The organism is Variimorphobacter saccharofermentans, from assembly GCF_014174405.1.
In the GTDB taxonomy this organism is placed as follows: domain Bacteria; phylum Bacillota; class Clostridia; order Lachnospirales; family Lachnospiraceae; genus Mobilitalea; species Mobilitalea saccharofermentans.
Map to the genome: position 1 here is coordinate 339,045 of NZ_JACEGA010000001.1, position 25,956 is coordinate 365,000.

Sequence of the window (25,956 nt, forward strand, 5' to 3'; positions counted from 1 at the left end):
TTATTTCTATGTAAAAAGGTTTGCTTTGAAAAGGGAGGTTAATGTAAATGATTTATGATGTAATAATTATAGGCTCCGGCCCAGCAGGACTTGCAGCTGCGATTTATGCAAAAAGAGCTGAGCTCAATGTGATAGTAATAGAAAAAGCCGGATTAAGCGGAGGTCAGATTATTAACACTTATGAGGTAGATAATTATCCTGGGACACCGGGAATTAGTGGATTCGATCTGAGTATGAAATTCAGAGAGCATGCGGATAAGCTTGAAACCACATTTGTGAATGGGGAAGTGATGAAGTTTGAGCTTGAGGATAATATTAAAGTAGTAACAATGGATGATGGAACAGAATATCGGGCGAAGACAGTAGTAATTGCGGCTGGTGGAACACCGAGACGATTAGGTGTCGAGGGGGAGGAAAAGCTATCCGGTATGGGAGTGTCGTATTGTGCAACCTGTGATGGTGCATTTTTTAAGAACAAATCAGTTGCCGTTGTCGGAGGTGGTGATGTAGCTGTTGAAGATGCCATTTTTCTGGCAAGAATATGCAAACAAGTATATGTAATTCATCGTAGAGATGAGTTTCGTGCATCCAAAAGCATTACCTCAAGACTTCTTGCAATGGAGAATGTTACGATTTTATGGGACAGCGTAGTGGAGAAAATTAATGGTGAAGATAAAGTGGAGTCTGTTACGGTTAAGAATAAGAAAACAGATGAGACGAAAGAGGTTGAAGTCGCTGGTGTATTCATTGCGGTAGGTTATTCACCGAATTCCGAAGTATATAAGCATGTGGTTGCTACCGACGACTGGGGATATATTATTGCAGGTGAAAATTGTGTTACAGATAAACCTGGTATTTATGCTGCTGGAGATATCCGAACTAAGGAGCTAAGGCAAATTATTACAGCCGCCGCTGACGGTGCCAATGCAATTACAGCAGTAGAAAAATATTTAAATCAGCTTTAATCAGTGAAAAATATGGATATTGCTAGGTAAAGACTATAAGAGTCAAGATTTTATTGTGAATTTTTGTTGATAAAATTGTGGCATTTACATTGACACGCTGTGTCGGATTTGTTATAATAACCTCATCAAATGTAATAATTTCGTAACAATTTATAGGCATAGAACATGAATTCGTAGGATAAAAGGAAGTTATTTACTGGGAACACTTGGGAGGTTTAAAATACATGAGACAAAATAAGGTTATGAAAGCTGCAGTTATGATAGCATCAGCAACGTTATTTTTATCGTTTCAATCAACAAAGGCACATGCCGCAGAGACTTGCTTTGCGGAACAGGGAATTGCAGGATTTGCAGTTACATTAGAGAATACTTCTGCTGATGAAATCAAAGATGCATACGAAGCATGCGTAAATTCATTTAGCGTTAATTCTCCTTACGCGAATTTAGGTGTTTCCATTGCTGATAATTATGTTAATGTGAGAAGTGAGCCATCTACAGAAAGTGAAGTTGTTGGTAAGTTATATCGTGGATGTGCTGCTGATATATTAGAGTATCTGGAAGGTGATTGGGTTAAGATTGAGTCCGGTGATGTAAAGGGTTATATAGCATCGAACTACTTGGCTATTGGCAAAGAAGCAGAGTCTATGGTGGAGGAGTATGCAACGAAGTATATTACCGTTGCAACCCAGACCTTGAATGTTAGAGAAGAACAGAGCACGGAATGCAGTATATTAACACAGATTCCGGAAGGTCAGGAGTATCTGGTTAAGAAGGAATACGATGAATGGGTTGAAATTCTTTTAGGTACTGATGAAGAAACCAATGAAGATTTTACCGGTTTTGTTTCGAAGGAATTTGTTCAGGTTGATGTAGAATTTAAATATGCGATTTCCATAGAAGAAGAAAATCGTAGAATACAAGAGCAATTAGAAGCAGAGAGAGCGGAAGCGGAACGTAAGCAAAAGCTGGCGCAGGAAGAAGCGGAGAGAAAAGAAGCTGCAAGAAGGAAAGAACAGCAGAGACAACAACAATCTTCTTCTAATAATAATAAAAAACAGGAAGAAAAGCCTTCTTCTTCAGAGCACGTACCGGCTCCTTCAGGATCTGGTTCAGGTAGTGAGATTGCATCCTACGCGCAGAAGTTTGTCGGCAATCCTTATAAATGGGGTGGCGAAAGCTTAACGAGGGGTGCTGACTGTTCCGGATTTGTTCAAGCGGTTTATGCAGACTTTGGTTACAGCCTGCCAAGAACATCCAGATCTCAGGCATCTTCAGCAGGTAGAAAGATCAGTGTGGATGAGTTAAAACCGGGTGATCTAATCTTCTATGCGAACAGTAGTGGAACAGTAAATCATGTAGCTATCTATATTGGAGACGGAATGATTGTCCACGCTGCAAACTCAAGACAGGGCATTATTAGATCAAAATATAATTATCGTAATATACATAGCTGTAGAACGATTGTTAACTAATAACGAATTATATCAATTATTATACAGGGTGCACTTTATATAAAGTGCACCCTATTTTTGTGGGTTTGATGTGAGTTAATATTTTGAAACTTGGTTTGTGTGAGGTAAGTTCTTATCCATGCTGATGTATTTTGCAAAGTTCCATGTCGAAAACCTGTAGTATCCCTATATTGCATAGGAATATATCACTAATTTTGCAGAAAGACTGTTGGAAATGAGAAGAAAATGTGATAAAATAAAATAGCCATTAGGAGAGAAGGTAATACCAGACCGTTTACAGGTGAGGAGAAGGATTGTATGGGAGAAAATGATTGGGTTGATAGAAGAAAGTATAGGCGATTACCTATAGAGCTTCATTTAGAAATCGATGAAGTATTCAAGCAAGATTATGTTGTAATTAAAAATCTTAATGCATCCATATCTGTATTTGATATATCAAAAAACGGTATTGGTTTTATTAGTGATGCGACTCTCCCTTTAGGATATTACTTTAGAGGACGGATAAATCTGGGGGATGGGGACTTCTTTTATGTCGTTATCCAGATTATCAGGTCCCATATTACAGATAGCGGAAGCAATATGTATGGTGCCCAGTTTGTTGGGCTTGCCCCTTTCCTGGCGAATAAAGTGGATAATTATGAAATCAAACTAAATAAAGGATTGATCAAGCCGAATTTAGGCAATTCATGATCATCAAAGCGTAAGCTTATGGAAGGTGTCGATTGTAAAAGAGACGATCTTTCATAAGCTTATTCTTTATATGACAATAGAAAGTTCGCAAAGTATACATTCTATCGTTTTTATCTGTATTGAATCTACACAAATTTAAAGGAATCACTGTTATGAACATAAAAAGGAATATATAAATTGAAATGTTAGCATAATAGTTGGTAAATTGATTAAATTTGAGTTACGATTTACAATATCTGAGACCTGGAAATATTATCATTTTTTCCTATTGACAAACTCTAAAATGTACAAATTGCACAAAAGAAGAGTGAGATTTGTAATGAAATGGATACCTAAACGTTTTCGAAACTATTTTATAAAAAAGTTATCCACATTAGATAAGCCTTGATTTTAATTAAAATAAAGTTATACACCGTTTTATCCACATTATCCACAAAAAGAAACTACTCTTGTCGCACAGGAAAATCAGTGTCAATATCGAAAGTGCGTTTTGTAACTTATGATAAATCGACAAATATGGGTATAAAATTGTATTTTAATACTTGACTTTTTTATTGTCGGATAATATAAAAAAACAGGTTTATTTGCTGTATAATTATCCAATTTTGCGTTGAAATTGTCAGACATGAGGCATTTGAGGTAATAATATAAAATGTTTAAAAGATAAATAATGGAAAAACTAATTATATATTTAACACAGCTCAGTCTGAATATCTGACAAAATAGGATAATTTATATTTAATGTTCTTATTCTGTCGGAAATTCAGACTAATCTGTTACATAAATTTCAAGCATCTGCCAATAATACGGTAAAGTAGCTTGTCACTTCTGGCAGCATATGCTATAATGAAACCAGTAATAAGTATAATTGTTACCAAGTAAGTAAAAAAGGAGTTGGGCTTATGCGTTATATAATCAGCGGTAAGAACATTGATGTAACAGAGGGCTTGAAGACAGCTGTATATGAGAAAATCGGAAAACTTGAGAGATACTTTACTCCTGATACTGAAATTCATGTTACACTCAGCGTTGAGAAAGAAAGACAGAAAATTGAAGTAACAATTCCTGTGAAAGGGAACATTATTCGCGCAGAACAAGTTAGTAATGACATGTATGTATCAATCGATTTGGTTGAGGAAATAATTGAGCGTCAGTTACGTAAGTACAAAAATAAATTGATCGATCATAAACAAGCCGCTTCGAATTTTAATCAGGCATATATTGAGGATGATTATTTTGAGGATGATGCCATTAAAATCGTTAAGACGAAACGTTTTGCAATAAAGCCAATGGATGCAGAGGAAGCTTGTGTTCAGATGGAACTATTAGGGCATAGCTTCTATGTATTCCGCAATGCGCAAACGGATGAAGTGAATGTTGTTTATAAAAGAAAAGGTAACACTTACGGACTAATAGAACCAGAATACTAATGGAATGTGATGAAGAATTAAAATGAGAAAGAGGCTTCGACTGAACTCTCGTAATGCACTGTTTAGAGCTTACACGTGGCAGATCCGGTGTGAAATCTAAATCGATGTATGGAGTAATGTTGTAGCCTCTTTCTTTGCTTTAAGTAGCTTTATGCTAATCCGTTCATTTTAAATATAATTTATACTATTTTTGGGAGCTTGTAAAATTAAGTTGAATAGTCAGAAAGTAAATGTTACAATGTTATTTGAACTATTTTGAACTAAATCTGTCATTAACAGGAGTGAATTAATAATGGGAATAATAGAGAAAATATTTGGGACACATAGTGAACGCGAAGTAAAGCGCTTGTTGCCCATCGTAGATAAGATTGAAGCATTGGAACCGGAATATGAGAAGCTATCTGATGAAGCTTTAAGAGGAAAGACCATAGAGTTTAAAAACAGATTGAAGAATGGGGAAACTCTTGACGATATATTAGTAGAAGCATATGCAACGGTTAGAGAAGCTGCAAAAAGAACAATTGGACAGAGACATTTTCGTGTACAGCTGATTGGTGGTATTATACTACATCAGGGTAGAATTACGGAGATGCGTACTGGTGAAGGTAAAACCTTAACCTCCACCCTGCCTGCCTACTTAAATGCGTTGGAAGGAAAGGGTGTTCATGTTGTTACAGTAAATGACTATTTGGCAAAGCGTGACGCCGAGTGGATGGGACAAATTCATGAGTTCCTCGGGCTGAAGGTGGGCGTTATTCTTAATAGTATGGAGAAGGAAGAGCGCCGTGCTGCGTATGCCTGTGATATTACCTATGCAACTAATAATGAGCTTGGATTTGATTACTTAAGAGATAACATGGTAATCTATAAGGAGCAGCTTGTACAGAGAGATCTGCATTATGCCATTATCGATGAGGTTGACTCCGTATTAATTGATGAAGCTAGAACACCGTTAATTATCTCCGGTCAAAGTGGAAAGTCTACAGAATTGTATAGAGTCTGTGATATCTTAGCCAGACAGATGGTAAAGGGTAAGGAAAGTGGCGAGCTTACCAAGATGGCTGCCATTATGAAAGAGGAAATTACTGAAGAAGGCGATTTTATCGTCAATGAAAAGGAGAAGAACGTTCATCTGACCGCTGAAGGTGTTAAGAAGGTAGAGAATTTCTTCCATTTGGAGAACCTGGCAGACCCTGAAAATCTCGAGATTCAGCATAACATTATACTTGCATTACGTGCGCATAATTTAATGTTCCGTGATAAAGATTATGTAGTAAAGGATGATGAAGTACTGATTGTAGATGAGTTTACCGGACGTATTATGCCAGGTAGACGGTATAGTGATGGCTTACATCAGGCAATCGAAGCAAAGGAAAATGTTAAGGTTAAGAGAGAAAGTAAGACATTGGCCACCATAACATTCCAGAATTTCTTTAATAAGTATGCCAAAAAGTGTGGTATGACAGGTACGGCGCTGACAGAAGAGCAGGAGTTCCGTGAGATATATGGTATGGATGTTATCGAGGTACCTACGAATTTACCAGTAGCGCGTATTGATCATCAAGACGCTGTATATAAAACAAGAAAAGAGAAACTGAATGCTATAGTCAAAGAAGTAGTGGAATCCCATAAAAAAGGACAACCGGTATTGGTTGGTACCATAACCATAGAAGCGTCCGAAGAAATCAGTGATATGCTGAAAAAGCATAATATACCTCACAAAGTGCTGAATGCAAAATTCCATGAACTTGAGGCGGAAATTGTAGCGGATGCAGGTCAGTTCGGAGCAGTAACCATCGCTACAAATATGGCAGGCCGTGGTACGGATATCAAGCTTGGGGAAGGAGTAGTAGAGGTAGGCGGACTGAAAATTATTGGTACGGAACGCCATGAAGCAAGACGTATTGATAACCAGCTGCGTGGACGTGCAGGTAGACAGGGAGATCCCGGTGAATCACGCTTCTTTATCTCTTTGGAAGATGATTTGATGCGTTTGTTCGGTTCTGAGAGGTTAATGAACATATTTACATCACTGGGTATGCCTGAGGGTGAACAGATTGAGCATAAGATGCTTTCCAATGCCATTGAAAAAGCGCAGAAAAGAATTGAAAGCAATAACTATGGTATAAGAAAGAATTTATTAGAATACGATCAGGTGAATAATGAGCAAAGAGAAATTATTTATGCAGAAAGACGCAGAGTTCTTGATGGGGAAAGCATGCGTGATACCATTTTCCGTATGATAACGGAGACCGTAGAGGATTGTGTCAACTTCTGCATCAGTGATGACCAGAGTCCGGAGGAATGGGATCTGGTAGAGCTGAACAATCTTCTTTTACCGATTATTCCGTTAGAACCAATTGAATTGACAAAAGAGCAGATGAACAGCATCAAGAAGAATGACTTGATTCAGCAGTTGAAAGAAGATGCAGTAAAGCTGTATGAAGCAAAGGAAGCGGAATTCCCTGAAGCAGAGCAAATCAGAGAAATTGAACGTGTCATCTTATTAAAGGTGATTGATCATAAATGGATGGATCATATCGATGATATGGATCAGCTTCGTCAGGGTATCGGTTTACAGGCATATGGTCAGCGTCAGCCTATCGTTGAATATAAATTCCAGGGCTTTGAGATGTTTGACAATATGATTGATGCCATCAGGGAAGATACGGTTAAGGCATTGATGCATGTAAGAATCGAGCAAAAGGTTGAAAGAGAGCAGGTAGCGAAAGTGACCGGAACCAATAGGGATGACAGTGTTGCTAATGCTCCGATAAAACGAACAAGCAAAAAAATTCAGCCTAATGAGCCATGTCCTTGTGGTAGTGGTAGAAAATACAAGCACTGCTGTGGAAGAAACGCCTAATTATACAAGGATTTGAAGATTTGCGTATATTAATGCGTTGAATATATGCAGGTGCTATGTGCAAAAATATTGAGTTTTTAGAAATAGTAATATATAATACAATAAAGAGGTGATTTGGTGGTAGAATTAGATCAGTATAAATATACACTCAGTACCTATGAGAAGCCATTAATAGAAGTGGGGGATTCACTTTGACCTTGCCGGGAAAAGGGAACGTATCAGAGAAATTGAGCTGACTATGGAAGAACCCGGCTTCTGGGATGATAATGACAGGGCTCAGAGCTTCATGAAGGAATTAAAAAACCTGAAGGATGTCATTGAGGAATATGATCATCTTAAGATGAGATTTGAGGATGTTCAGACCTTAATTCAGATGGGCTATGAAGAAAATGATGAAAGCTTAATTCCTGAAATCGAGGAGGCTATGGAGCTATTCATCAAGGACTTGGATGAACTCAAATTAAGAACGCTATTATCCGGAGAATACGATCGATATAATGCAATCCTTACTCTACATGCAGGTGCGGGAGGCACAGAGAGCTGCGATTGGGCAAGTATGCTGTGCCGAATGTATCAGAGATGGGCGGATAAAAAAGGTTTTTCCGTTGAAATGCTGGATTTTCTGGATGGTGAAGAAGCAGGTTTAAAGTCTGTAACCTTGCAAATTAATGGGGAAAATGCATACGGCTATCTGAAGTCAGAGCGCGGAGTACACCGTTTGGTTCGAATCTCACCCTTCAATGCGGCGGGGAAACGACAAACCTCTTTTGTTTCCTGTGATGTAATGCCAGATATTGAAGAGGATACAGGGATTGAGATTAATGACGATGATTTGAGAATTGATACTTATCGATCAAGTGGTGCTGGCGGGCAGCATGTTAATAAGACTTCATCCGCCATTCGAATAACCCATTTACCTACTAATATTGTGGTACAGTGTCAAAATGAACGTTCACAGCTTCAGAATAAGGAAAAAGCCATGAAAATGCTGAAGGCTAAGCTGTATCTTCTAAAACAACAGGAAAGTCAAGAGAAAATATCAGGTATCAGAGGTGAGGTTAAGGAGATAGGATGGGGTAACCAGATACGATCTTACGTTATGCAGCCATACACCTTGGTGAAAGACCACCGGACGAATGAGGAAATCGGGAACACGTCCAATGTATTGGATGGAAATATCGACCCGTTTATTAATGCTTATTTGAAATGGAATGCACAAAACAGTGAAACATAGGAGTAAAACCTTAAAGGATGTATCCGATTACCAGGATACAATCGAAGGAGAATGGAGGGTTAACTATGCAGAGTACAAAACAGGCTATTTTTCAACTTGGAGAAGAAGAATATGGACTGGATATTATGGATGTTAACATCATTGAAAAATACATTCAAATCGAACCGGTTGCGAAATTCCCAAAAAATATTAAGGGAATAATCAGGTTAAGAGGAGATGTTATTCCAGTGTACAGCTTACGTAGTAAGTTTGGTCTGGAGGAAATTGAGCCTACGGATGAGACCAGATTTATGATTACGACCTCCAATGATATTCAAATTGCTTATGAAGTAGATAAGATGATGGAAATAGTTGATTTTGAATCAGAGCAGCTATATGCTTCACCTGAGATTGTACAGAATAAGGATACAACATATATTAAGGCAATAACGAATGTTCACGATCGTTTAGTAATACTGCTTGATCAAAATGGCATTTTGTCCGATGAAGAACAGGAAAAAGTTAAAATTGTTATGGAAAAAGAGGTAAAGAAGCAAAACCAGACAGCCTAAGGCTGTTCGCTTAATTTGGAGGATATTTTATGAAAAAGAAATTACTCAGTATGTTGGTAGTTACGGCAGTTGCTACGACAATATTAACCGGATGTGGTAAGAAGAATGATGCTTTAATCGTTGGTACGGAAGCCGGCTTCGCACCCTATGAATATATGGAGGGTGATACTGTAGTTGGAGTCGATATGGATATTGCGAAAGCAATTGCTGACAGCATGGGGAAGGAATTAGAGATTAAGAATATGGACTTTGACGGAGCATTGGTAGCTGTACAGAAGGGCACGATAGACTTTGTGGCAGCAGGTGTATCTGTGGATGAAGATCGTAAGAAAGTAATGGATTTTTCCGAAGAGTATGTTAATTCAACCGAGGTTATCGTTGTGAATAAGGAAAATCCTGCGGTAGCAGCAGCTTCAGCAGAAGATCTGGCTGGTAAGACAATTGGTGTTCAGCAAGGGAATATCGCTGATTTCTGGGTAGGTAATAATACTGAGGCGAAAGAAGTGAAGCGCTATACTAAGTTCGCTCAGGCGGCAGAAGACTTAAAGAACAATAAGATTGATTGCATTGTTATGGATCAGTATCCTGCAGAGGAACTGGTAGCTGCGAACCCTGAACTAGCTATTTTAGATGGAACTTTATTTGAAGATAAGTATGCGATAGCAGTTAAGAAGGGCAATACAGAGTTGCTGGAGAAGATTAACGCAGTGATCCGTGAGTTAAAAGAGAACGGTAAAATCGATGAATTTACTGCAAATCATACTAAAAAATAAGCTCGCCATAAGCATAAATGTAAGTTGATTTAAGTGGGGCTGTTATCTTTCGAGACAGCCCCTGTATTTTGTATTATGCTTTAACAGGAGGTAAGAATTTGGATAAGTTATTCTCATGGTTTGAGAGGCTGTATCAATCCTTTTATAACGCAATAGTGCCAGATCAGAGATATCTTGCATATTTGGAGGGATTAAAGGTTACGATATTGATTTCTCTAATGGCGATTATACTGGGTATCGCCATCGGTATCATTGTAGCAGTAATTAAAGTTTCTGCAGCAAATTATAATATGAAATGGTTATCAACTATATGTAATGTTTATATTAATATCATTCGTGGTACTCCTTTGATGGTGCAGCTTTTAATTATATACAACCTCATTTTTACTTCTAGGAATACGAACGAATTAATTGTCGGAGCGGTATGCTTTGGTATCAATTCCGGTGCTTACGTAGCTGAAATAATTCGTGCCGGAATCGAATCGATTGATCGAGGCCAGATGGAAGCAGGTCGTTCCCTTGGATTAAATTACATTCAGACAATGCGTCTGATCATTCTCCCGCAGGCTGTAAGGAATATATTACCTGCCTTGGGAAATGAATTTATCGTATTAATAAAGGAGACATCAGTAGCAGGCGTTATTGCGGTTACGGACTTAACGAAAGCGGCCCAATATATCGGTTCAAGAACCTGGGACATACTGCCGCCTCTTATCATAGCAGCATTGTGTTATTTAATAATGGTTATGGGCCTTTCCAAGCTATTATCAATTTTCGAAAGGAGGCTAGCAAAAGGTGATCGTCACTAAAAATCTGAAGAAATCCTTTGGTAATCTGATGGTGCTTAATGGAATTGACGAAACGATTCAAAAGGGTGAAAAGGTCGTAGTAATAGGTCCTTCCGGATCTGGGAAGTCCACCTTCTTGCGATGCCTTAACTTATTAGAAACGCCTACGGATGGAGAAATCTGGTTTGAAGGGAATAATATTACGGATAAAAAGACGGATATCAATAAGATCAGACGTAAAATGGGAATGGTGTTCCAACAGTTTAATCTGTTTCCGCATCTATCCGTATTGGAAAATATCACATTGGCTCCCGTTAAGCATGGTATTATGACAAAAGAAGAAGCCGAACAGAAAGCAATGGTATTACTGAAAAGAATCGGATTATCGGAAAAGGCGAAATCCTATCCGAATCAGCTTTCTGGAGGTCAGAAGCAGCGTATTGCGATTATACGTGCATTAGCTATGAACCCGGACGTTATGCTATTTGATGAACCCACTTCAGCGCTTGATCCAGAGATGGTCGGAGAAGTACTTGACCTTATGGCACAGCTGGCAGAGGAAGGTATGACGATGGTAGTAGTGACCCATGAGATGAGATTTGCACAAAAGGTCGCTACCCGAGTTCTGTTTATGGATGAGGGTAAGATAGTGGAGCAAAATACTCCTGACGCTTTCTTTGAGAATCCGACACATCCGAGACTAAAAGAATTCTTATCAAAAATATTATAGATAAGAGAATACGATTATTACATGTAGAAGCTGTCGCATAATATATATACAGAGCTTATAACTTACCACACACAGAACGGAATTACATATTACTGATTTTATATGTCTCAGACGAACATAAATTTTCGCCTGATTCCTGTAAAATGCAGTAACATGTCCTTCTGATAGTGTATTATGGTAAGTTATAAGCTCTTCATATATATTATGTGACAGTTTCTTTTTTGGATAGATTCTTAAAATGAGAAGGATAATTAAATATAACTAAGTAAAGGTGTATTTCTTTTTAACAAAAAAGAGTTTGCATACACCATATATTCAAGCATTAGTTACAAATCTGATATTTTCAAGTATTAATTGGGAAATAGTAGTTGCAATATGAATAAATATATGATAGTATATCTTTCTTAGAAAGACAATTGTACATGATATACATACAATACATACATTCTTCCATAAAGCCGTGGAAACCATAGGAGGGTTTTATATGAAGGGAGATCAATATTTTATTGTAAAAAAGAAAGCAGTACCGGAAGTATTGTTAAAGGTAGTGGAAGCAAAGAGACTTCTTGATTCGGAGCGAGTTATGACAGTGCAGGAAGCGACGGATGCTGTGGATATCAGCAGAAGCTCATTTTATAAGTATCGCGATGACATCTTCCCTTTTTACGAGAACACCAGAGGGAAAACCATCACCTTTATGCTTCAGATGGATGATAAGCCAGGGCTTTTATCAAAGGTATTGAATCAGGTAGCTGGTAGCGGTGCGAACATTTTAACCATTAATCAAAGCATTCCGGTAAATGGTATTGCTTTATTAACCATGAGCATTGAGATATTGCCACAGACAGATAGTACGTCGGTACTCTTCGATGGGATAGAGGCAATGGATGGAATACATTATGTAAAGTTAGTTTCCAGAGAATAGACCGGATTACGGTACTCCTGAAACACGAATAAATAAAGCAGATAAGAATTTAACTTGCATAACATGAAATGGAGGAGCAGTAATGATAAATGTAGCAGTCTTAGGATACGGCACCATAGGTTCCGGTGTAGTCGAGGTATTGAATACCAATGGTGATAGCATTAATAAAAGAGCCGGAGATCAAATTAATATAAAATATGTTCTGGATTTAAGAGAGTTTCCGGGAGATCCAGTTATGGATAAACTGGTTCATGATGTGAATATCATATTGGAGGATCCGGAGGTTGGAATAGTAGTTGAGGTTATGGGCGGCGTAGAGCCGGCATATTCCTTTGTAAAGCAGGCGCTTTTAAAGGGAAAAAGTGTAGTGACCTCCAATAAAGAGCTAGTGGCAAAGCATGGAGCAGAGTTGATTGATCTTGCAAAGGAACGGAATTTAAACTTCTTATTTGAGGCAAGTGTTGGTGGAGGAATTCCAATTATTCGTCCATTAAACCAGTCACTAACGGCGGATGAGATAGTGGAAATTACGGGTATTTTAAATGGTACGACAAATTATATTCTGTCAAAGATGAGTGATGAAGGAATTGATTTTAATACCGCTTTAAAGGATGCGCAGGAGAAAGGGTATGCAGAACGCAACCCTGCTGCTGATGTAGAAGGCCATGATGCTTGCAGGAAGATAGCAATTCTGTCCTCGCTTGCATTTGGAATGCAGGTGGATTTTGAGGACATCTATACAGAAGGAATTACACATATCAGTGATATTGATATAAAGTATGCAAAGGCGCTTGAAGCAAGAGTGAAGTTATTTGCTTCCAGTATCAGGGAGAATGATCGTTGTGTCTATGCTATGGTAGCACCCGTAATGATCAGGGCAAATCATCCCCTTTATAGTGTCAATGATGTATTCAATGGCATTTTTGTCCGTGGAAATGTAATCGGAGATGTTATGTTCTACGGTAGCGGAGCAGGAAAACTTCCTACTGCGAGTGCGGTTGTTGCAGATGTGGTAGATGCAGCAAAGCACATAGGTAAGAATATCTGGACGATATGGAGTAGCAAGAAGCTGGAGCTTACAGATGTGAATGAAGTAGAGAATCGCTTCTTTGTCCGTTTGGAACAGAAGGATGATTCTGTTAAGGAGCAGGTTGCAGCATTGTTTGGTAACGTGGAAGAGGTTCAGTGTGCAGATGTTCAAGGAGAGTATGCATTTATCACCAGAAGCATTACGGAGCAGCAAATGAAGGAAAAGAAAGAGAAGCTTAATGGGGTACTAAATGTAATACGTGTAAGATTTTAGTTACCAAAAGATATTATTATACCAATGAAAAGCTTTCTTATATAGCTTGAAAAACTTTGAAAGGACTTGATTTGATGAAATACCTTGTTGTATTAGGAGACGGAATGGCGGATGAACCGCTAGAAGAGTTGGGGAATAAAACGCCCCTTATGGCGGCAAATACTCCACAGCTTGATTTGCTTGCAAAAAAATCAGAGATCGGAATAGCATATACCATACCGGAAGGAATGAAGCCCGGTAGTGATACTGCAAATCTGGCTGTTTTAGGGTATAATCCCAAGGTGTATTATTCCGGACGTTCTCCACTGGAAGCATTGAGCATTGGTGTCAATATGAAGCCAACTGATATTGCGCTCCGTTGTAATATTGTTACCTTGACAGAGGATGATAAGCCTTATGAGGAACAGACTATTCTGGACCATAGCTCAGGGGAAATATCAACCGAGGATGCGGCAATTTTAATAGAAGCAGTAAAAAAGGAACTAGAGAATGATATATATAAATTCTATGTAGGTACCAGCTATCGTCACCTGACCATATGGGATAAGGGTGAAGTGGTAGATTTGGCACAACCCCATGATATCTTAGGAAAAGTGATTGGCGAATATCTGCCAAAGGATGCTGCTCTAAGAGAAATGATGAAAAAAAGTTATGATATTCTGAATAATCACCCCTTGAATATTGAAAGAAAAGCGAAGGGTCTCAATAAGGCAAACTCAATTTGGTTCTGGGGTGCAGGTACCAGACCGGCACTGACCTCCTTTGAGGAGAAGAACCATGTTAAAGGTGCGATGATTTCCGCAGTGGATCTATTGAAGGGAATTGCTGTGGGTGCGGAGATGAAGGTCATAGAAGTGCCAGGTGCAAATGGAACGCTTCATACGAATTATGAAGGCAAAGCAATGGCAGCGGTTAAGGTCCTTTTAGAAGATAATTATGATTATGTATACATTCATGTAGAGGCTCCGGATGAGATGGGGCATCAGGGAAGTATTAAGAATAAAGTTCAATCCATTGAATATCTGGATCAGCGAGTGATTAAGGTAGTTATGGATGAAATGAGCAAATCAGGAGTGGATTATCGTATGTTAGTTATGCCGGATCATCCAACACCAATTTGGTGCAGAACACATACCAGTGATCCGGTACCCTATCTTCTCTATGACAGTACCAAAGAACTTAATAAGGACTGGAACTATAATGAGGAAGATGCCAAGGCAAGTGGGAATGTAGTATCCGAAGGATATACCATTATAAATAAGCTAATTCAATAAGAGGAAACGCTTAACCATACTTAAGAGTTAAGCCCCAATAAAATCGCAGTTATCTGTGATAAAACTTAGTAAGTAGGAGGCAGCTATGTTAATAGTAAAGAAGTTCGGTGGCACATCCGTAGCCGACAAGGAAAGAATTTTTAATGTTGCCAGAAGATGTATTGAAGATTATAAAAAAGGCAACGAGGTAGTAGTTGTACTATCAGCAATGGGAAAGCAAACTGATGTATTGCTGGCACAAGCGAAGGAGATTAATCCTAATGCATCCAAGAGAGAGCTGGATATGCTTTTAACAACCGGTGAACAGATTTCTGTATCCCTGATGGCTATGGCTATGGATTCCCTGGGAGTACCTGCGGTATCCCTGAATGCTTATCAGGTTGCAATGCACACAACTTCCGTATATGGAAATGCAAGATTAAAGAGAATTGATACAGAGAGAATACATAATGAGTTGGAAAGCAAGAAAATAGTAATTGTCACTGGTTTTCAGGGTGTGAATAAATTCGATGATTATACTACACTTGGACGAGGTGGTTCCGATACGACTGCGGTAGCGCTGGCAGCTGCGCTTCATGCGGATGCATGTGAAATCTACACGGATGTAGATGGCGTATTTACAGCAGACCCGAGAATTGTAAAATCAGCCAGAAAGCTTGATGAGATCACCTATGATGAGATGCTTGAACTGGCATCCCTTGGAGCGGGCGTTTTACATAACCGTTCCGTAGAAATGGCGAAAAAATATGGTGTTCAATTAGTAGTTCGTTCCAGTCTAAATAATACAGAAGGTACTGTTGTTAAGGAGGAAGTAAAAATGGAAAAAATGCTTGTTAGTGGTGTGGCATGTGATAAGAATGCAGCGCGTATTGCCGTAATCGGATTAGAAGATCAGCCTGGAGTGGCTTTTAAATTATTTAATCATTTAGCTAGACATAACGTAAATGTTGATATTATTTTACAGTCAGTTGGTCGTGACGGTACTAAGGACATCAGCTTTACTGTGAAGGAAGACGATTTAGAGGAAGCAGTAGCAGTTCTGGAAAGACATCGTGAAGGTAGTTTAAAATGCCAGAAGATTGACGTGGAGAGAGAAGTGGCCAAGGTATCCATCGTTGGAGCTGGTATGATGAGCAATGCCGGAGTGGCTGCTAAGATGTTTGAAGCATTATATGATGTTGGCGTAAACATTAAAATGATCTCCACCTCTGAAATCAGAGTTACCGTTCTGATTGATGAAATTCATGTAGAGAAGGCAATGAATGCAATTCATGAGAAATTCTTATTATCTCAGATGTAATAGGGAATGCCTGTCATTCAATAAATGAATAATTAAAATGTTTTAAGGGAGCAATCTTTTATAGAAAAGATTGCTCTTTTTATTAGACATAGATGTTACCTGGGTTGATTTTTTATTCAACCACATCGACAAGCATACTATTTAAAGGACTTTATTGAATAACTACAATGATCAAAAAATGCATCCTTTGGCTTTATAATAACCGGATAGATATTCTGATAGAATATACATGGGGTTGGCATGCATTTAAGTTTGTGATAAAATGAATACAAAATTCTGCCGGACATAGTAAGTATTAACTGGAGAAAGATCAGGAGTTTGACATGCTATTTGGCATAGTATAGGTATTTGTAAAAAGGAGAAAGCAATGGACATTTTAAAACAGATAAAAGAAGAATTGGGAATCCGATTGGAACAGGTTGAGGCTGCGGTAAAGCTGATTGACGAGGGTAATACAATCCCCTTTATAGCCAGATACCGTAAGGAGGCAACAGGGTCTCTCGATGATGAACAGCTTCGTAATTTGCATGAGCGTCTGCAATACTTAAGAAATCTGGAGGAAAAGAAAAACCAGGTTCTGAGTAGTATTGAGGAACAGGGAAAGTTAACGGAGGAGTTAAAGGAGCAAATACTAGCGGCAACTACCTTAGTGGTAGTGGAGGATTTATATCGACCTTATCGACCGAAGAGAAGAACCAGAGCAACCATTGCGAAGGAAAAAGGACTGGACGGACTGGCAGCAATTATTATGGCTCAGGAAATCAATCAGCCTGTAGCAGAGGTAGCAAAGGAATATCTATCCGAAGAGAAGGAAGTCAATACGGTAGAGGAAGCAATCGCAGGAGCGATGGATATTATTGCTGAGGATATTTCGGATGAAGCTCAGTACCGCAGCTATATACGAGAGATTACTGCAAAGGAAGGTACCTTAACCTCAACAGCGAAGGATCCTGAGCAGGAGTCCGTATATGAGATGTATTATAACTTTGAGGAAAGCATTGAGAAACTGGCAGGACATCGCATCCTGGCAGTGAACCGTGGTGAGAATGAGAAAGTTCTTACAGTAAAGATAGTAGCTCCTGAGGAGAGAATCCTTCGTTATCTTGAGAAGAAAGTAATTACGAAAGAAAACGAATTTACAACGGATATTTTGAAGGCAACCATTGAGGATAGCTATAAACGACTAATCGCACCTGCGATTGAACGTGAGATCCGGAATGATCTGACAGAGAAGGCGGAGGATGGTGCAATTAAAGTATTTGGCAAGAATCTGGAACAGTTACTTATGCAACCTCCGATTGCAGGACAGGTGGTGCTTGGATGGGATCCCGCATTTCGTACTGGCTGTAAGCTGGCGGTAGTTGATAGTACGGGTAAGGTACTGGATACAGTAGTTATCTATCCGACAGCTCCTCAGAATAAGGTGGAAGAGGCAAAGCAGGTATTAAAGAAACTGATAGATAAATATAATATTACCTTAATCTCCGTTGGTAATGGTACGGCCTCCAGGGAATCAGAAATGGTAATTGTAGATTTACTTAAGGAGATTAATAAACCAGTAAAATATGTCATTGTAAACGAAGCAGGTGCTTCTGTATATTCGGCAAGTAAGCTTGCTACAGAGGAGTTCCCGAACTTTGACGTTGGACAAAGAAGTGCCGCTTCCATCGCTAGAAGATTACAGGATCCTTTGGCTGAATTAGTAAAAATAGATCCAAAATCAATTGGTGTTGGTCAATATCAGCATGATATGAACCAGAAGAAATTAGGTGAAGTACTTGCCGGCGTGGTAGAGGATTGTGTGAATAAGGTAGGTGTGGATCTGAATACCGCTTCTGTATCCTTGCTGGAGCATGTGTCCGGTGTAAGTAAGACAATCGCGAAAAACATCGTTGCTTACCGAGAAGCCAATGGAAGATTCCATAGCAGAGAAGAGCTCCTTAAAGTGGCGAAACTAGGACCGAAGGCATTTGAACAATGTGCTGGTTTCATGAGAATTCAAGGAGGTGTGAACCCCTTGGATGCAACTGGAGTTCATCCGGAATCCTACGAAGCAACCCAGGCATTACTTACAAAACTGGGTCTTGCATTGGAGGATGTGAAAGAGATACAGGTGAAAGCACAAAAGCAGAAAGCACAGGAGCCATCAACTAAGACAGAACCTAAACCGCAGAAGAAAAAGCAGACTATAACAGTTAAGTCCCAGAATACGGCATTTGCAAAAGCGCTTGCTGCAGCAGTTGGCGGTGTGGAGATTCCGGTTTCGGATAAGCAGAACGAAAAACAAGATAGTAAATCCGGTAATGAGGAACAGGATATCATTACCATCGGAAGTAAGATAAAGGATAAGCGCAAGTTAGCAGAGGAACTTGGTATTGGTGAAATCACGCTGACAGATATTATTAAGGAGCTGGAAAAACCGGGTAGAGATCCAAGAGATGAGATGCCGAAGCCAATCCTTCGTACGGATGTACTTGAAATGAAGGACTTAACGGAGGGTATGATTCTTAAGGGAACAGTAAGAAACGTTATTGACTTTGGCGCGTTTGTGGATATTGGTGTACATCAGGACGGCCTGGTTCATATATCCCAGCTTTCTGATAAGAAGTTCGTAAAGCACCCCTTGGACGTAGTCAGTGTCGGTGATATTGTTGATGTTAAGGTTCTCAGTGTAGATCTGGCGAAGAAGCGTATTCAATTAACAATGAAGCTGTAGCAGAATACTTTTCCTATGATGATTAGGTTGTTAAAAGTCTGATTAAGACAGTGTGATGAATATTAGAGCATATATCATCTGGACTCATTCGAAGGAGTGGAGAGCGATTAAATTATTAGTTCTGATACTAAAAAAGGTGCAACGAATGGATGACATTATAAAGCAACTTGCAGAAGCAGGAGTGAAGGGTGGAACAATTCTCGATGGAACGGGTATGGCGAAGTCGTTAGTCAACATGGAGGAGCTGCCCATTTTCGATATGCTGAAGGCCTTGCTGGCGGATGAGGAAAAGGAAGCCTGTAAAGTAATGCTGTTTGTCCTGAAGCAGGATCAGGTTCAAGATGCTAAGACTGCAATCAAGGAAGTAATAGGCGATCTAACAGCACCTAATACAGGAATTATGTTTACTGTTCCCATTGATGATATTGAAGGCTTAAGAGGATAGTTTAGGCATTGACAAGGCGGAAAACCTGTTGTATGATATTAAAGTAAATTAAATAAAGGTAAATTCTTCGGGGCAGGGTGAAATTCCCGACCGGCGGTATAGTCCGCGACTCTAATATGATTTGTGATACACAGTCATAGATGATTGATTTGGTGAAATTCCAAAACCGACAGTAAAGTCTGGATGTGAGAAGAGCAGCAGAAATATTATAAATATTACGCCCCGATTTTAACTCGTTTAGAATCGGGGTTTTATATTGCATAAATTACGTAGGCCGAAGTATGATGAATGTGATATTGCACATATTTATAGTATTGGATGCTGCACCACCTAGAATTTTTCCTTTGAATAAAAAAGGAGAGAGAAGAATGAATGTAATGAATGCTACAAGAATTTCAAACAAAGTAGAAAACAAAAAGGTAAAATTATTGTCAGCCAGGGGGATGACGGTTATTTCCGTATTGTCGGCCATATCTTTTGTATTAATGTTTTTCGATGTTCCATTATGGTTTGCACCAAGCTTTTATCAAATTGATTTTAGCGATGTTCCGGTATTAGTCGGTGCGTTTGCATTGGGTCCAATGGCGGGAGTTATTATAGAATTGATTAAAATACTCCTTAATTTATTGCTTCAGGGTACCGATACCGCCGGTGTAGGAGAGATTGCGAACTTTATTATAGGATGTGCACTGGTCGTTCCGAGCGCATTGGTTTACCATACGAATCGAACCAGAAAAACAGCAATTTATGGAATGATTACTGGAACAATAGTATTTGTCGGAATCGGATGTTTGCTAAACGCATTTGTATTACTACCAACCTATGCAAAAGTGTTTGGTATGCCAATGGAAGCTCTTATTGAAATGGGAACAAAGGTAAATCCGAATATTAAAGGATTGGGAGGATTTATCTTTATGGCAGTGGCACCGTTTAACCTGGTTAAGGGTGTTGCGGTATCTCTCATTACAATATTGATTTATAAAAGGATAAGCCCGTTAATAAAAGGTTATCATTATAATGTATAATCTATTTAACACTACAATCGGTTAACTTATAATAAAAGATAGAGTCCGAACGATATCATTTACAGTGGTATTCAAAGAGGCTCTATCTTTTTTTACTTTTATCTGTTATAATAATGGCGATTTATTTAGCTGCCGAAAGCAGAATGGAGTGTTATTATGACAGTAGAAAGCTTCAAAGCGGAGGATACGTATGAGCTAGGGTATACCATGGGTACCAAAGCGAAGAAAGGTGAGATTTACTGCCTCAGTGGTGACTTGGGGGTGGGTAAGACCTTATTTACCCAGGGTTTTGCAAAGGGTTTAGGAATAGAGGAGGCTGTCTGCAGCCCTACATTTACCATAATACAGGAATATGAAGGAAGAGAGATGCCCTTCTATCATTTTGATGTATATCGGATTGCTGATATCGAAGAAATGGATGAAATCGGTTATGAGGATTACTTTTATGGAGACGGTGTCTGTCTGATTGAATGGGCTGAGCTGATAGAAGAGATACTGCCTAGAAGTTATACCAAGATTTTGATTAAAAAGAATATGGATAAAGGTTTTGATTATAGAGAAATCATTATCGATCAGATAAATTAAATGTAGATATTCGTTATAGAATTGATAAATGCCGGAAGAGTATTTGACTCATACGGGATGTAAGCGTCGCATTATGCGGCAGATGGAGGTTATTATGAAATTATTAGCATTGGACAGCTCTGGTTTAGTTGCAACTGTTGCAATTGTTACAGAAGATGCCATGCTGGCTGAGTATACAATCAATCATAAGAAAACACATTCACAGACGCTGCTACCCATGCTTGATGAAATTGTGAAAATGGTGGAGCTTGATATGTCGGACATTGATGCTATCGCAGTCGCGGCGGGACCAGGCTCCTTTACTGGACTCCGCATCGGGTCGGCAACGGCAAAGGGACTGGGTATGGCACTTAATAAACCAATCATCGCGGTCCCAACCTTGGACGGACTTGCCTATAATCTATATGGAACGGACAAGTTGATCTGTCCCATGATGGATGCTAGAAGAAATCAGGTATATACAGGCTTATATGAATTTTCTGACAAAGAATTTAAGGTAAGAAAGGAACAGGCAGCAGTAGCAGTGGAGGAAATTGTCGCTGCCATCAGTCAATTAGGCAGAGAGGTTATCTATCTGGGTGATGGTGCTGCTGCTTATCGCCAGACGATTGAAGAGCAGACGAAGGTGGGATATGAATTTGCTCCTGCTCATGTAAATCGCCAGAGAGCTGGTGCAATTGGTGCACTTGGTATTCTATATTACCAGCAGAACAGGCTGGAAAGTGCGGCACAGCATGAACCGATTTATCTGCGTTTATCCCAGGCAGAAAGAGAACGTGCTGAAAGAATTAAAAAGAATTAAACAGGTAATTGCAAGACTAATATTTGTATCCATTGTGTTTATAGTGTATACATGTTCCGAAGCAAACCATAGCGGAAGGAGCGGGTTTGCGCAGGAATATATATCCACTGTAAACACAATTAAGATGTCTTCAGAGCTTTGCAATTACTAAAAAGATTAAAGGCATAGGGGGAGCTCCATGGTTATTCGGAATATGACGGAAATGGATTTGGTAGAGGTATGTGCTATAGAGCAGGAGACATTTTCGGAACCCTGGACCAAGGAAGATTTTATCAGTGCATTTACGAAACAGAATAATGGATATCTGGTAGCGGAACAGGAAGGTAAAATTACCGGATACTGCGGCTTTTGGGGAATTGTAGGAGAAGGCTATATATATAATGTTGCTGTCAAAAAGGAATATCGCAGACAACAAATTGGATATCAGCTGATGAAAGAGTTAATTCGTCTTGCTTATCATAAAGGGGTTACCTCACTTACTCTGGAGGTCAGAAGCTCCAATTTACCAGCAATACGCCTATATGAATCATTAGGGTTTGAACATACCGGGATCCGTAAGGACTTTTATTCGAAGCCGAAGGAGGACGCTGTAATTATGTGGCTGAACCCGATACAGTAATTCCCACTGTAAAAAATCTACTCAAACGATTATAATGTGTTTAGGGGCGAAGCTCGTTAAAAAACCAGGAGGGATAAGTCGTGAAAAGAACGGACAATAAAAGGTCAAGTGGGGATGTTCCAATATATTGCAATTGTTGCGGTAAGAGTCTGAAGGTCGAAAATGGTATTCTACAGGAGGATGCCTTTGAAGCGACAAAGGAATGGGGATATTTTTCTGGACGTGATATGGAGGTTCATCATTTTAACCTTTGTGAAGTGTGTTACGATGAAATGATCGCGAAGTTTCAAATTCCAGTGGAAATTAAAAAGAAGCTAGAGGTGTTATAGAAGGTATTATAGATTTTGGGGCTGTTGCAGGATGTACTGTCAGGGACTATGACTTACCAAAATGCACTATAGGAAGAATATTGCTGTGTTTTGTGTGAAACAAGCGAATTTATTAATCTCATGCGAATATTCAGATTCGCATGCGAATATTCGCATGAGACATACAAAATCAGGAAAATGTACTTCCGTCTGTGTGTGAGGTAAGTCATAGTCCCTGATGGTATATTATGCAACAGCCCCATCCTTATGCGCCTAGCAGCTCGTATATATTCCTTCCATTGGATATCGGATCGTGACAAAATAATTGTTACATCACTTATTTCTGGACAAAAAATGTACAAAGCTGTTAAAATAATAGAAATATGCCGAAAAGGCACAAGATTTACTGTGATTATTCCGATATCATAAATGAGAGATAATTTAGTCGATACTTTATATAAATATTATTTTATGAATTGGAAATAATGTGTTAGAATGTATTTGATCAACTAGAGAAAGGCTTGGAATACAATGTTAGATGTTTGTTTATTAGGAACGAGTGGTATGATGCCACTACCAGGAAGATGGCTGACTGCTCTTATGACCAGATATAATGGGAGCAGTTTATTGATAGATTGCGGAGAAGGAACTCAGGTTGCAATAAGGGAGAAGGGATGGAGTTTTCATTCAATTGATATCATATGTTTTACTCATTATCATGGTGACCATATCAGTGGTTTACCAGGTTTACTTCTTTCCATGGGTAATGCAGAACGTAAGGAACCGGTAACGCTTATCGGACCGAAAGGTTTAGAACGGGTTGTCGGAGCGCTTCGAGTGATAGCACCGGAGCTTCCCTTTGAGCTTAAATTTGTGGAAATAAGTTCAGCAGAAGAAACCTATGAAATAAATGGATACAATATAAAAGCTTTTCAGGTAAAACATAATGTCCTCTGTTATGGTTATAGTATTGTAATCAAACGTGGGGGGAGATTTTATCCGGAACGGGCACTGGAAAATCAGGTTCCACAAAAGTATTGGAACCGACTTCAAAAGGGAGAATGTATACAGGATGGAGAGATACAGTACACACCGGATATGGTTCTTGGGCCGGAAAGAAAAGGTATTAAGCTGACTTATTGTACCGATTCAAGGCCTGTGAAGGCTATTGAAGATAATGCTGCACTTTCTGATTTATTCATATGCGAAGGCATGTATGGAGAGAAAGAAAAAGATACGAAAGCAAAAGAATATAAGCACATGACTTTTCGTGAAGCTGCAAAGCTTGCGAAAGCAGCGCGGGTTAGAGAACTTTGGCTTACTCATTACAGCCCATCTTTAACTCGTCCGGAAGACTATCTAGGAGAAGCAAAAAATATATTTCCACATACGAAGGTGGGAAAAGATAGAAAAAGTACTACGCTGGAGTTTGAGAAAGACGAATAATGATATCTGTATATCAAAAAGGAAGTTAGTTGAGAGGAGGATGCGATATGAGTAATAAGAGAAAGAGAACTTTATCAACGATTGTTTCTATGTCAATTCTAGCAATTGTCATAGTACTATTTTACTTTTATATTGAAAACAAAGTGAGTACGACTGATCCCTCATTAAAGGAACTTACTGATGCAGAACGATTACTGAATAAAGACTTTGATTTATATTATCCAGAGACTCCAAGAGAAGTTGTTAAGTATTTTAGCAATATGATAAAAATCATATATGGTAATAAGGCGAGTGAAGAAGAGATTAATCAATTAGCAGTTAAGATAAGAGAACTATATGATCCCGAGTTCCTTCAACTAAACCCGGAAGAGAAATATCTTCAGAATCTCGCGACTGAGCTGGCAGAATGGAAGGAAAAGAACCGACGAATTACAAACTATATATTTGTGAATAAAAATATGGAGAAGGAGAGCGAGATTGATGGTATCAAGTATGCAGTAAAATATGTCTCCTTTACTATTCAGGAAGATATCAAGTTCACAGAGACGTGGAAAATACTACTTCGTAAAAATGAGGATGATAAATGGAAGATCCTCGGATGGGAATTCGTGCCGAATACAGAGAAGCAGGATGATTCTGAGGATTAAGGTGTTACATATAGAATGAAAGGAATAGCTAATCATATGACAAAAGATACTTTTATATTAGCAATAGAGACGTCCTGTGATGAGACAGCAGCAGCCGTTGTAAAAAATGGGAGAGAGGTACTCTCGAATGTCATCTCCTCACAGATTGAATTACACAAGCTGTATGGAGGGGTGGTCCCGGAGATTGCCTCTCGAAAGCATATTGAAAAGATAAATCAGGTGATTGAAGAAGCACTTGACATAGCAAATATGACATTTCAAGATATGGATGCGATTGGGGTGACCTATGGGCCAGGACTGGTAGGGGCTTTACTGGTCGGTGTAGCTGAAGCGAAAGCCATCAGCTTTGCTACAGGGAAACCGTTAATTGGTGTTCATCATATTGAAGGACATGTCTCAGCAAATTATATTGAGAATAAGGACTTGAAACCACCGTTTTTATGCCTGATCGTTTCAGGAGGGCATACGCACCTTGTACTAGTAAAGGAATATGGTAACTACGAGATTATCGGGAAAACTAGGGATGATGCAGCGGGCGAAGCATTTGACAAGGTGGCACGTGCGATTGGATTGGGATACCCCGGAGGTCCGAAGATAGATAAGTTGTCAAAAGAAGGAAATAAAAAAGCCATTACTTTTCCGAGAGCGTCAATTGTCGGAGCACCCTATGATTTTAGCTTTAGTGGCCTGAAATCCGCTGTATTAAATCACATTAATACAATGGAAATGAAGAAGGAAGAAGTTAATCGCGCTGATATTGCAGCAGCATTTCAGGATGCAGTAATTGACGTCCTTGTAACGAAAACGATACTAGCGGCAAAGGATTATGGTATGGAGAAAGTTGCAATAGCAGGAGGAGTGGCAGCGAATTCATCCCTTCGCGAAGCGATGGAGAAGGAATGCAGCAATAATGGAATTCGTTTTTATCATCCATCTCCTATTTACTGTACGGATAATGCAGCAATGATAGGAGCGGCTGCATATTATGAATATTTAAGAGGAGCCAGAGCGGGATTAGATCTGAATGCAGTACCGAATCTTAAAATTGGTGAACGATAAGAG

24 protein-coding genes and 1 riboswitch are annotated in these 25,956 nt (G+C 39.1%); all 24 genes read left to right on the forward strand.

Translation table 11 applies throughout. The features are described from left to right. The first annotated feature begins 47 nt into the window (after nt 1–47). The 24 genes from trxB (at nt 48) to tsaD (ending at nt 25,953) form a co-directional block, all read left to right on the forward strand. A complete protein-coding gene (gene trxB / locus H0486_RS01480; RefSeq protein ID WP_228351338.1) occupies nt 48–965 on the forward strand; it encodes a thioredoxin-disulfide reductase in 918 nt (305 codons plus the stop codon). Between the two features lie 224 nt (nt 966–1,189). Next, entirely contained in the window at nt 1,190–2,437 is a 1,248-nt protein-coding gene (locus tag H0486_RS01485; protein ID WP_228351339.1) for a C40 family peptidase, read from the forward strand. Between the two features lie 297 nt (nt 2,438–2,734). Beyond that, nucleotides 2,735–3,127: a PilZ domain-containing protein gene (locus tag H0486_RS01490; protein WP_228351340.1), complete on the forward strand. Its 393-nt coding sequence runs from the start codon at nt 2,735–2,737 to the stop codon at nt 3,125–3,127. A gap of 902 nt (nt 3,128–4,029) precedes the next feature. After that, nucleotides 4,030–4,557, forward strand: coding sequence for a ribosome hibernation-promoting factor, HPF/YfiA family (gene hpf, locus H0486_RS01495; RefSeq protein WP_228351341.1), 528 nt, complete (start codon nt 4,030–4,032; stop codon nt 4,555–4,557). A 292-nt stretch (nt 4,558–4,849) separates the two neighbouring features. After that, the gene (secA, locus tag H0486_RS01500) at nt 4,850–7,423 is read left to right on the forward strand and encodes a preprotein translocase subunit SecA (RefSeq protein ID WP_267023083.1); all 2,574 of its coding nucleotides are present in this window, start codon (nt 4,850–4,852) and stop codon (nt 7,421–7,423) included. Nucleotides 7,424–7,540: 117 nt separating this feature from the next. Beyond that, a protein-coding gene (gene prfB, locus H0486_RS01505; protein WP_228351342.1) for a peptide chain release factor 2 occupies nt 7,541–8,657 on the forward strand; the annotation gives its coding sequence in 2 pieces (ribosomal slippage) (nt 7,541–7,615 and nt 7,617–8,657; 1,116 coding nt in all). Between the two features lie 65 nt (nt 8,658–8,722). Next, complete coding sequence (locus tag H0486_RS01510) at nt 8,723–9,208, forward strand: chemotaxis protein CheW (RefSeq protein ID WP_228351343.1); 486 nt, start codon at nt 8,723–8,725, stop codon at nt 9,206–9,208. Nucleotides 9,209–9,237: 29 nt separating this feature from the next. Then, nucleotides 9,238–9,981 carry a transporter substrate-binding domain-containing protein gene (locus H0486_RS01515; RefSeq protein ID WP_267023087.1) on the forward strand — a complete coding sequence of 248 codons (744 nt, stop codon included), beginning with the start codon at nt 9,238–9,240 and terminating at the stop codon, nt 9,979–9,981. A gap of 98 nt (nt 9,982–10,079) precedes the next feature. Continuing rightward, on the forward strand, nt 10,080–10,790 hold the full coding sequence (locus H0486_RS01520; RefSeq protein ID WP_228351344.1) for an amino acid ABC transporter permease: 711 nt from the start codon (nt 10,080–10,082) through the stop codon (nt 10,788–10,790). Next, complete coding sequence (locus H0486_RS01525) at nt 10,777–11,499, forward strand: amino acid ABC transporter ATP-binding protein (protein ID WP_228351345.1); 723 nt, start codon at nt 10,777–10,779, stop codon at nt 11,497–11,499. The genes H0486_RS01520 and H0486_RS01525 overlap by 14 nt, the downstream gene beginning before the upstream one ends. 484 nt (nt 11,500–11,983) lie before the next feature. After that, nucleotides 11,984–12,424 (forward strand): ACT domain-containing protein, encoded by a 441-nt coding sequence (locus H0486_RS01530; protein ID WP_228351346.1) that lies wholly within the window; start codon nt 11,984–11,986, stop codon nt 12,422–12,424. 82 nt (nt 12,425–12,506) lie between these two features. Then, nucleotides 12,507–13,727: a homoserine dehydrogenase gene (locus H0486_RS01535; protein WP_228351347.1), complete on the forward strand. Its 1,221-nt coding sequence runs from the start codon at nt 12,507–12,509 to the stop codon at nt 13,725–13,727. Nucleotides 13,728–13,801: 74 nt separating this feature from the next. After that, a complete protein-coding gene (locus H0486_RS01540) occupies nt 13,802–15,001 on the forward strand; it encodes a cofactor-independent phosphoglycerate mutase (protein ID WP_228351348.1) in 1,200 nt (399 codons plus the stop codon). 85 nt (nt 15,002–15,086) lie between these two features. Further along, complete coding sequence (locus H0486_RS01545) at nt 15,087–16,301, forward strand: aspartate kinase (RefSeq protein WP_228351349.1); 1,215 nt, start codon at nt 15,087–15,089, stop codon at nt 16,299–16,301. A gap of 367 nt (nt 16,302–16,668) precedes the next feature. Beyond that, nucleotides 16,669–19,017 (forward strand): Tex family protein, encoded by a 2,349-nt coding sequence (locus H0486_RS01550; RefSeq protein WP_228351350.1) that lies wholly within the window; start codon nt 16,669–16,671, stop codon nt 19,015–19,017. A 55-nt stretch (nt 19,018–19,072) separates the two neighbouring features. Then, on the forward strand, nt 19,073–19,462 hold the full coding sequence (locus H0486_RS01555) for a P-II family nitrogen regulator (protein ID WP_228351351.1): 390 nt from the start codon (nt 19,073–19,075) through the stop codon (nt 19,460–19,462). Nucleotides 19,463–19,521: 59 nt separating this feature from the next. Next, nucleotides 19,522–19,661, forward strand: a riboswitch (FMN riboswitch). A 169-nt stretch (nt 19,662–19,830) separates the two neighbouring features. Continuing rightward, nucleotides 19,831–20,487, forward strand: a complete 657-nt coding sequence (locus tag H0486_RS01560) for an ECF transporter S component (protein ID WP_323163519.1) — start codon at nt 19,831–19,833, stop codon at nt 20,485–20,487. 156 nt (nt 20,488–20,643) lie between these two features. Then, nucleotides 20,644–21,072, forward strand: coding sequence for a tRNA (adenosine(37)-N6)-threonylcarbamoyltransferase complex ATPase subunit type 1 TsaE (gene tsaE / locus H0486_RS01565; protein ID WP_228351352.1), 429 nt, complete (start codon nt 20,644–20,646; stop codon nt 21,070–21,072). A gap of 94 nt (nt 21,073–21,166) precedes the next feature. Then, entirely contained in the window at nt 21,167–21,874 is a 708-nt protein-coding gene (gene tsaB, locus H0486_RS01570) for a tRNA (adenosine(37)-N6)-threonylcarbamoyltransferase complex dimerization subunit type 1 TsaB (protein ID WP_228351353.1), read from the forward strand. Between the two features lie 178 nt (nt 21,875–22,052). Further along, the gene (gene rimI, locus H0486_RS01575) at nt 22,053–22,493 is read left to right on the forward strand and encodes a ribosomal protein S18-alanine N-acetyltransferase (RefSeq protein WP_228351354.1); all 441 of its coding nucleotides are present in this window, start codon (nt 22,053–22,055) and stop codon (nt 22,491–22,493) included. 80 nt (nt 22,494–22,573) lie between these two features. Beyond that, a complete protein-coding gene (locus H0486_RS01580) occupies nt 22,574–22,822 on the forward strand; it encodes a hypothetical protein (RefSeq protein ID WP_228351355.1) in 249 nt (82 codons plus the stop codon). A gap of 510 nt (nt 22,823–23,332) precedes the next feature. Next, the gene (locus tag H0486_RS01585; RefSeq protein WP_228351356.1) at nt 23,333–24,247 is read left to right on the forward strand and encodes a ribonuclease Z; all 915 of its coding nucleotides are present in this window, start codon (nt 23,333–23,335) and stop codon (nt 24,245–24,247) included. A gap of 47 nt (nt 24,248–24,294) precedes the next feature. After that, nucleotides 24,295–24,894 (forward strand): DUF6715 family protein, encoded by a 600-nt coding sequence (locus H0486_RS01590; protein ID WP_228351357.1) that lies wholly within the window; start codon nt 24,295–24,297, stop codon nt 24,892–24,894. Between the two features lie 15 nt (nt 24,895–24,909). Next, nucleotides 24,910–25,953, forward strand: coding sequence for a tRNA (adenosine(37)-N6)-threonylcarbamoyltransferase complex transferase subunit TsaD (gene tsaD, locus H0486_RS01595; RefSeq protein ID WP_228351358.1), 1,044 nt, complete (start codon nt 24,910–24,912; stop codon nt 25,951–25,953). Nucleotides 25,954–25,956: the final 3 nt, after the last annotated feature.

Bases quoted from the DNA above. Each gene is read 5' to 3' on its own strand.
- trxB (WP_228351338.1), top strand. From the start codon at position 48: ATGATTTATGATGTAATAATTATAGGCTCCGGCCCAGCAGGACTTGCA.
- H0486_RS01485 (WP_228351339.1), top strand. From the start codon at position 1,190: ATGAGACAAAATAAGGTTATGAAAGCTGCAGTTATGATAGCATCAGCA.
- H0486_RS01490 (WP_228351340.1), top strand. From the start codon at position 2,735: ATGGGAGAAAATGATTGGGTTGATAGAAGAAAGTATAGGCGATTACCT.
- hpf (WP_228351341.1), top strand. From the start codon at position 4,030: ATGCGTTATATAATCAGCGGTAAGAACATTGATGTAACAGAGGGCTTG.
- secA (WP_267023083.1), top strand. From the start codon at position 4,850: ATGGGAATAATAGAGAAAATATTTGGGACACATAGTGAACGCGAAGTA.
- H0486_RS01510 (WP_228351343.1), top strand. From the start codon at position 8,723: ATGCAGAGTACAAAACAGGCTATTTTTCAACTTGGAGAAGAAGAATAT.
- H0486_RS01515 (WP_267023087.1), top strand. From the start codon at position 9,238: ATGAAAAAGAAATTACTCAGTATGTTGGTAGTTACGGCAGTTGCTACG.
- H0486_RS01530 (WP_228351346.1), top strand. From the start codon at position 11,984: ATGAAGGGAGATCAATATTTTATTGTAAAAAAGAAAGCAGTACCGGAA.
- H0486_RS01535 (WP_228351347.1), top strand. From the start codon at position 12,507: ATGATAAATGTAGCAGTCTTAGGATACGGCACCATAGGTTCCGGTGTA.
- H0486_RS01540 (WP_228351348.1), top strand. From the start codon at position 13,802: ATGAAATACCTTGTTGTATTAGGAGACGGAATGGCGGATGAACCGCTA.
- H0486_RS01545 (WP_228351349.1), top strand. From the start codon at position 15,087: ATGTTAATAGTAAAGAAGTTCGGTGGCACATCCGTAGCCGACAAGGAA.
- H0486_RS01550 (WP_228351350.1), top strand. From the start codon at position 16,669: ATGGACATTTTAAAACAGATAAAAGAAGAATTGGGAATCCGATTGGAA.
- H0486_RS01555 (WP_228351351.1), top strand. From the start codon at position 19,073: ATGAATATTAGAGCATATATCATCTGGACTCATTCGAAGGAGTGGAGA.
- H0486_RS01560 (WP_323163519.1), top strand. From the start codon at position 19,831: ATGAATGTAATGAATGCTACAAGAATTTCAAACAAAGTAGAAAACAAA.
- tsaE (WP_228351352.1), top strand. From the start codon at position 20,644: ATGACAGTAGAAAGCTTCAAAGCGGAGGATACGTATGAGCTAGGGTAT.
- tsaB (WP_228351353.1), top strand. From the start codon at position 21,167: ATGAAATTATTAGCATTGGACAGCTCTGGTTTAGTTGCAACTGTTGCA.
- rimI (WP_228351354.1), top strand. From the start codon at position 22,053: ATGGTTATTCGGAATATGACGGAAATGGATTTGGTAGAGGTATGTGCT.
- H0486_RS01585 (WP_228351356.1), top strand. From the start codon at position 23,333: ATGTTAGATGTTTGTTTATTAGGAACGAGTGGTATGATGCCACTACCA.
- H0486_RS01590 (WP_228351357.1), top strand. From the start codon at position 24,295: ATGAGTAATAAGAGAAAGAGAACTTTATCAACGATTGTTTCTATGTCA.
- tsaD (WP_228351358.1), top strand. From the start codon at position 24,910: ATGAAAGGAATAGCTAATCATATGACAAAAGATACTTTTATATTAGCA.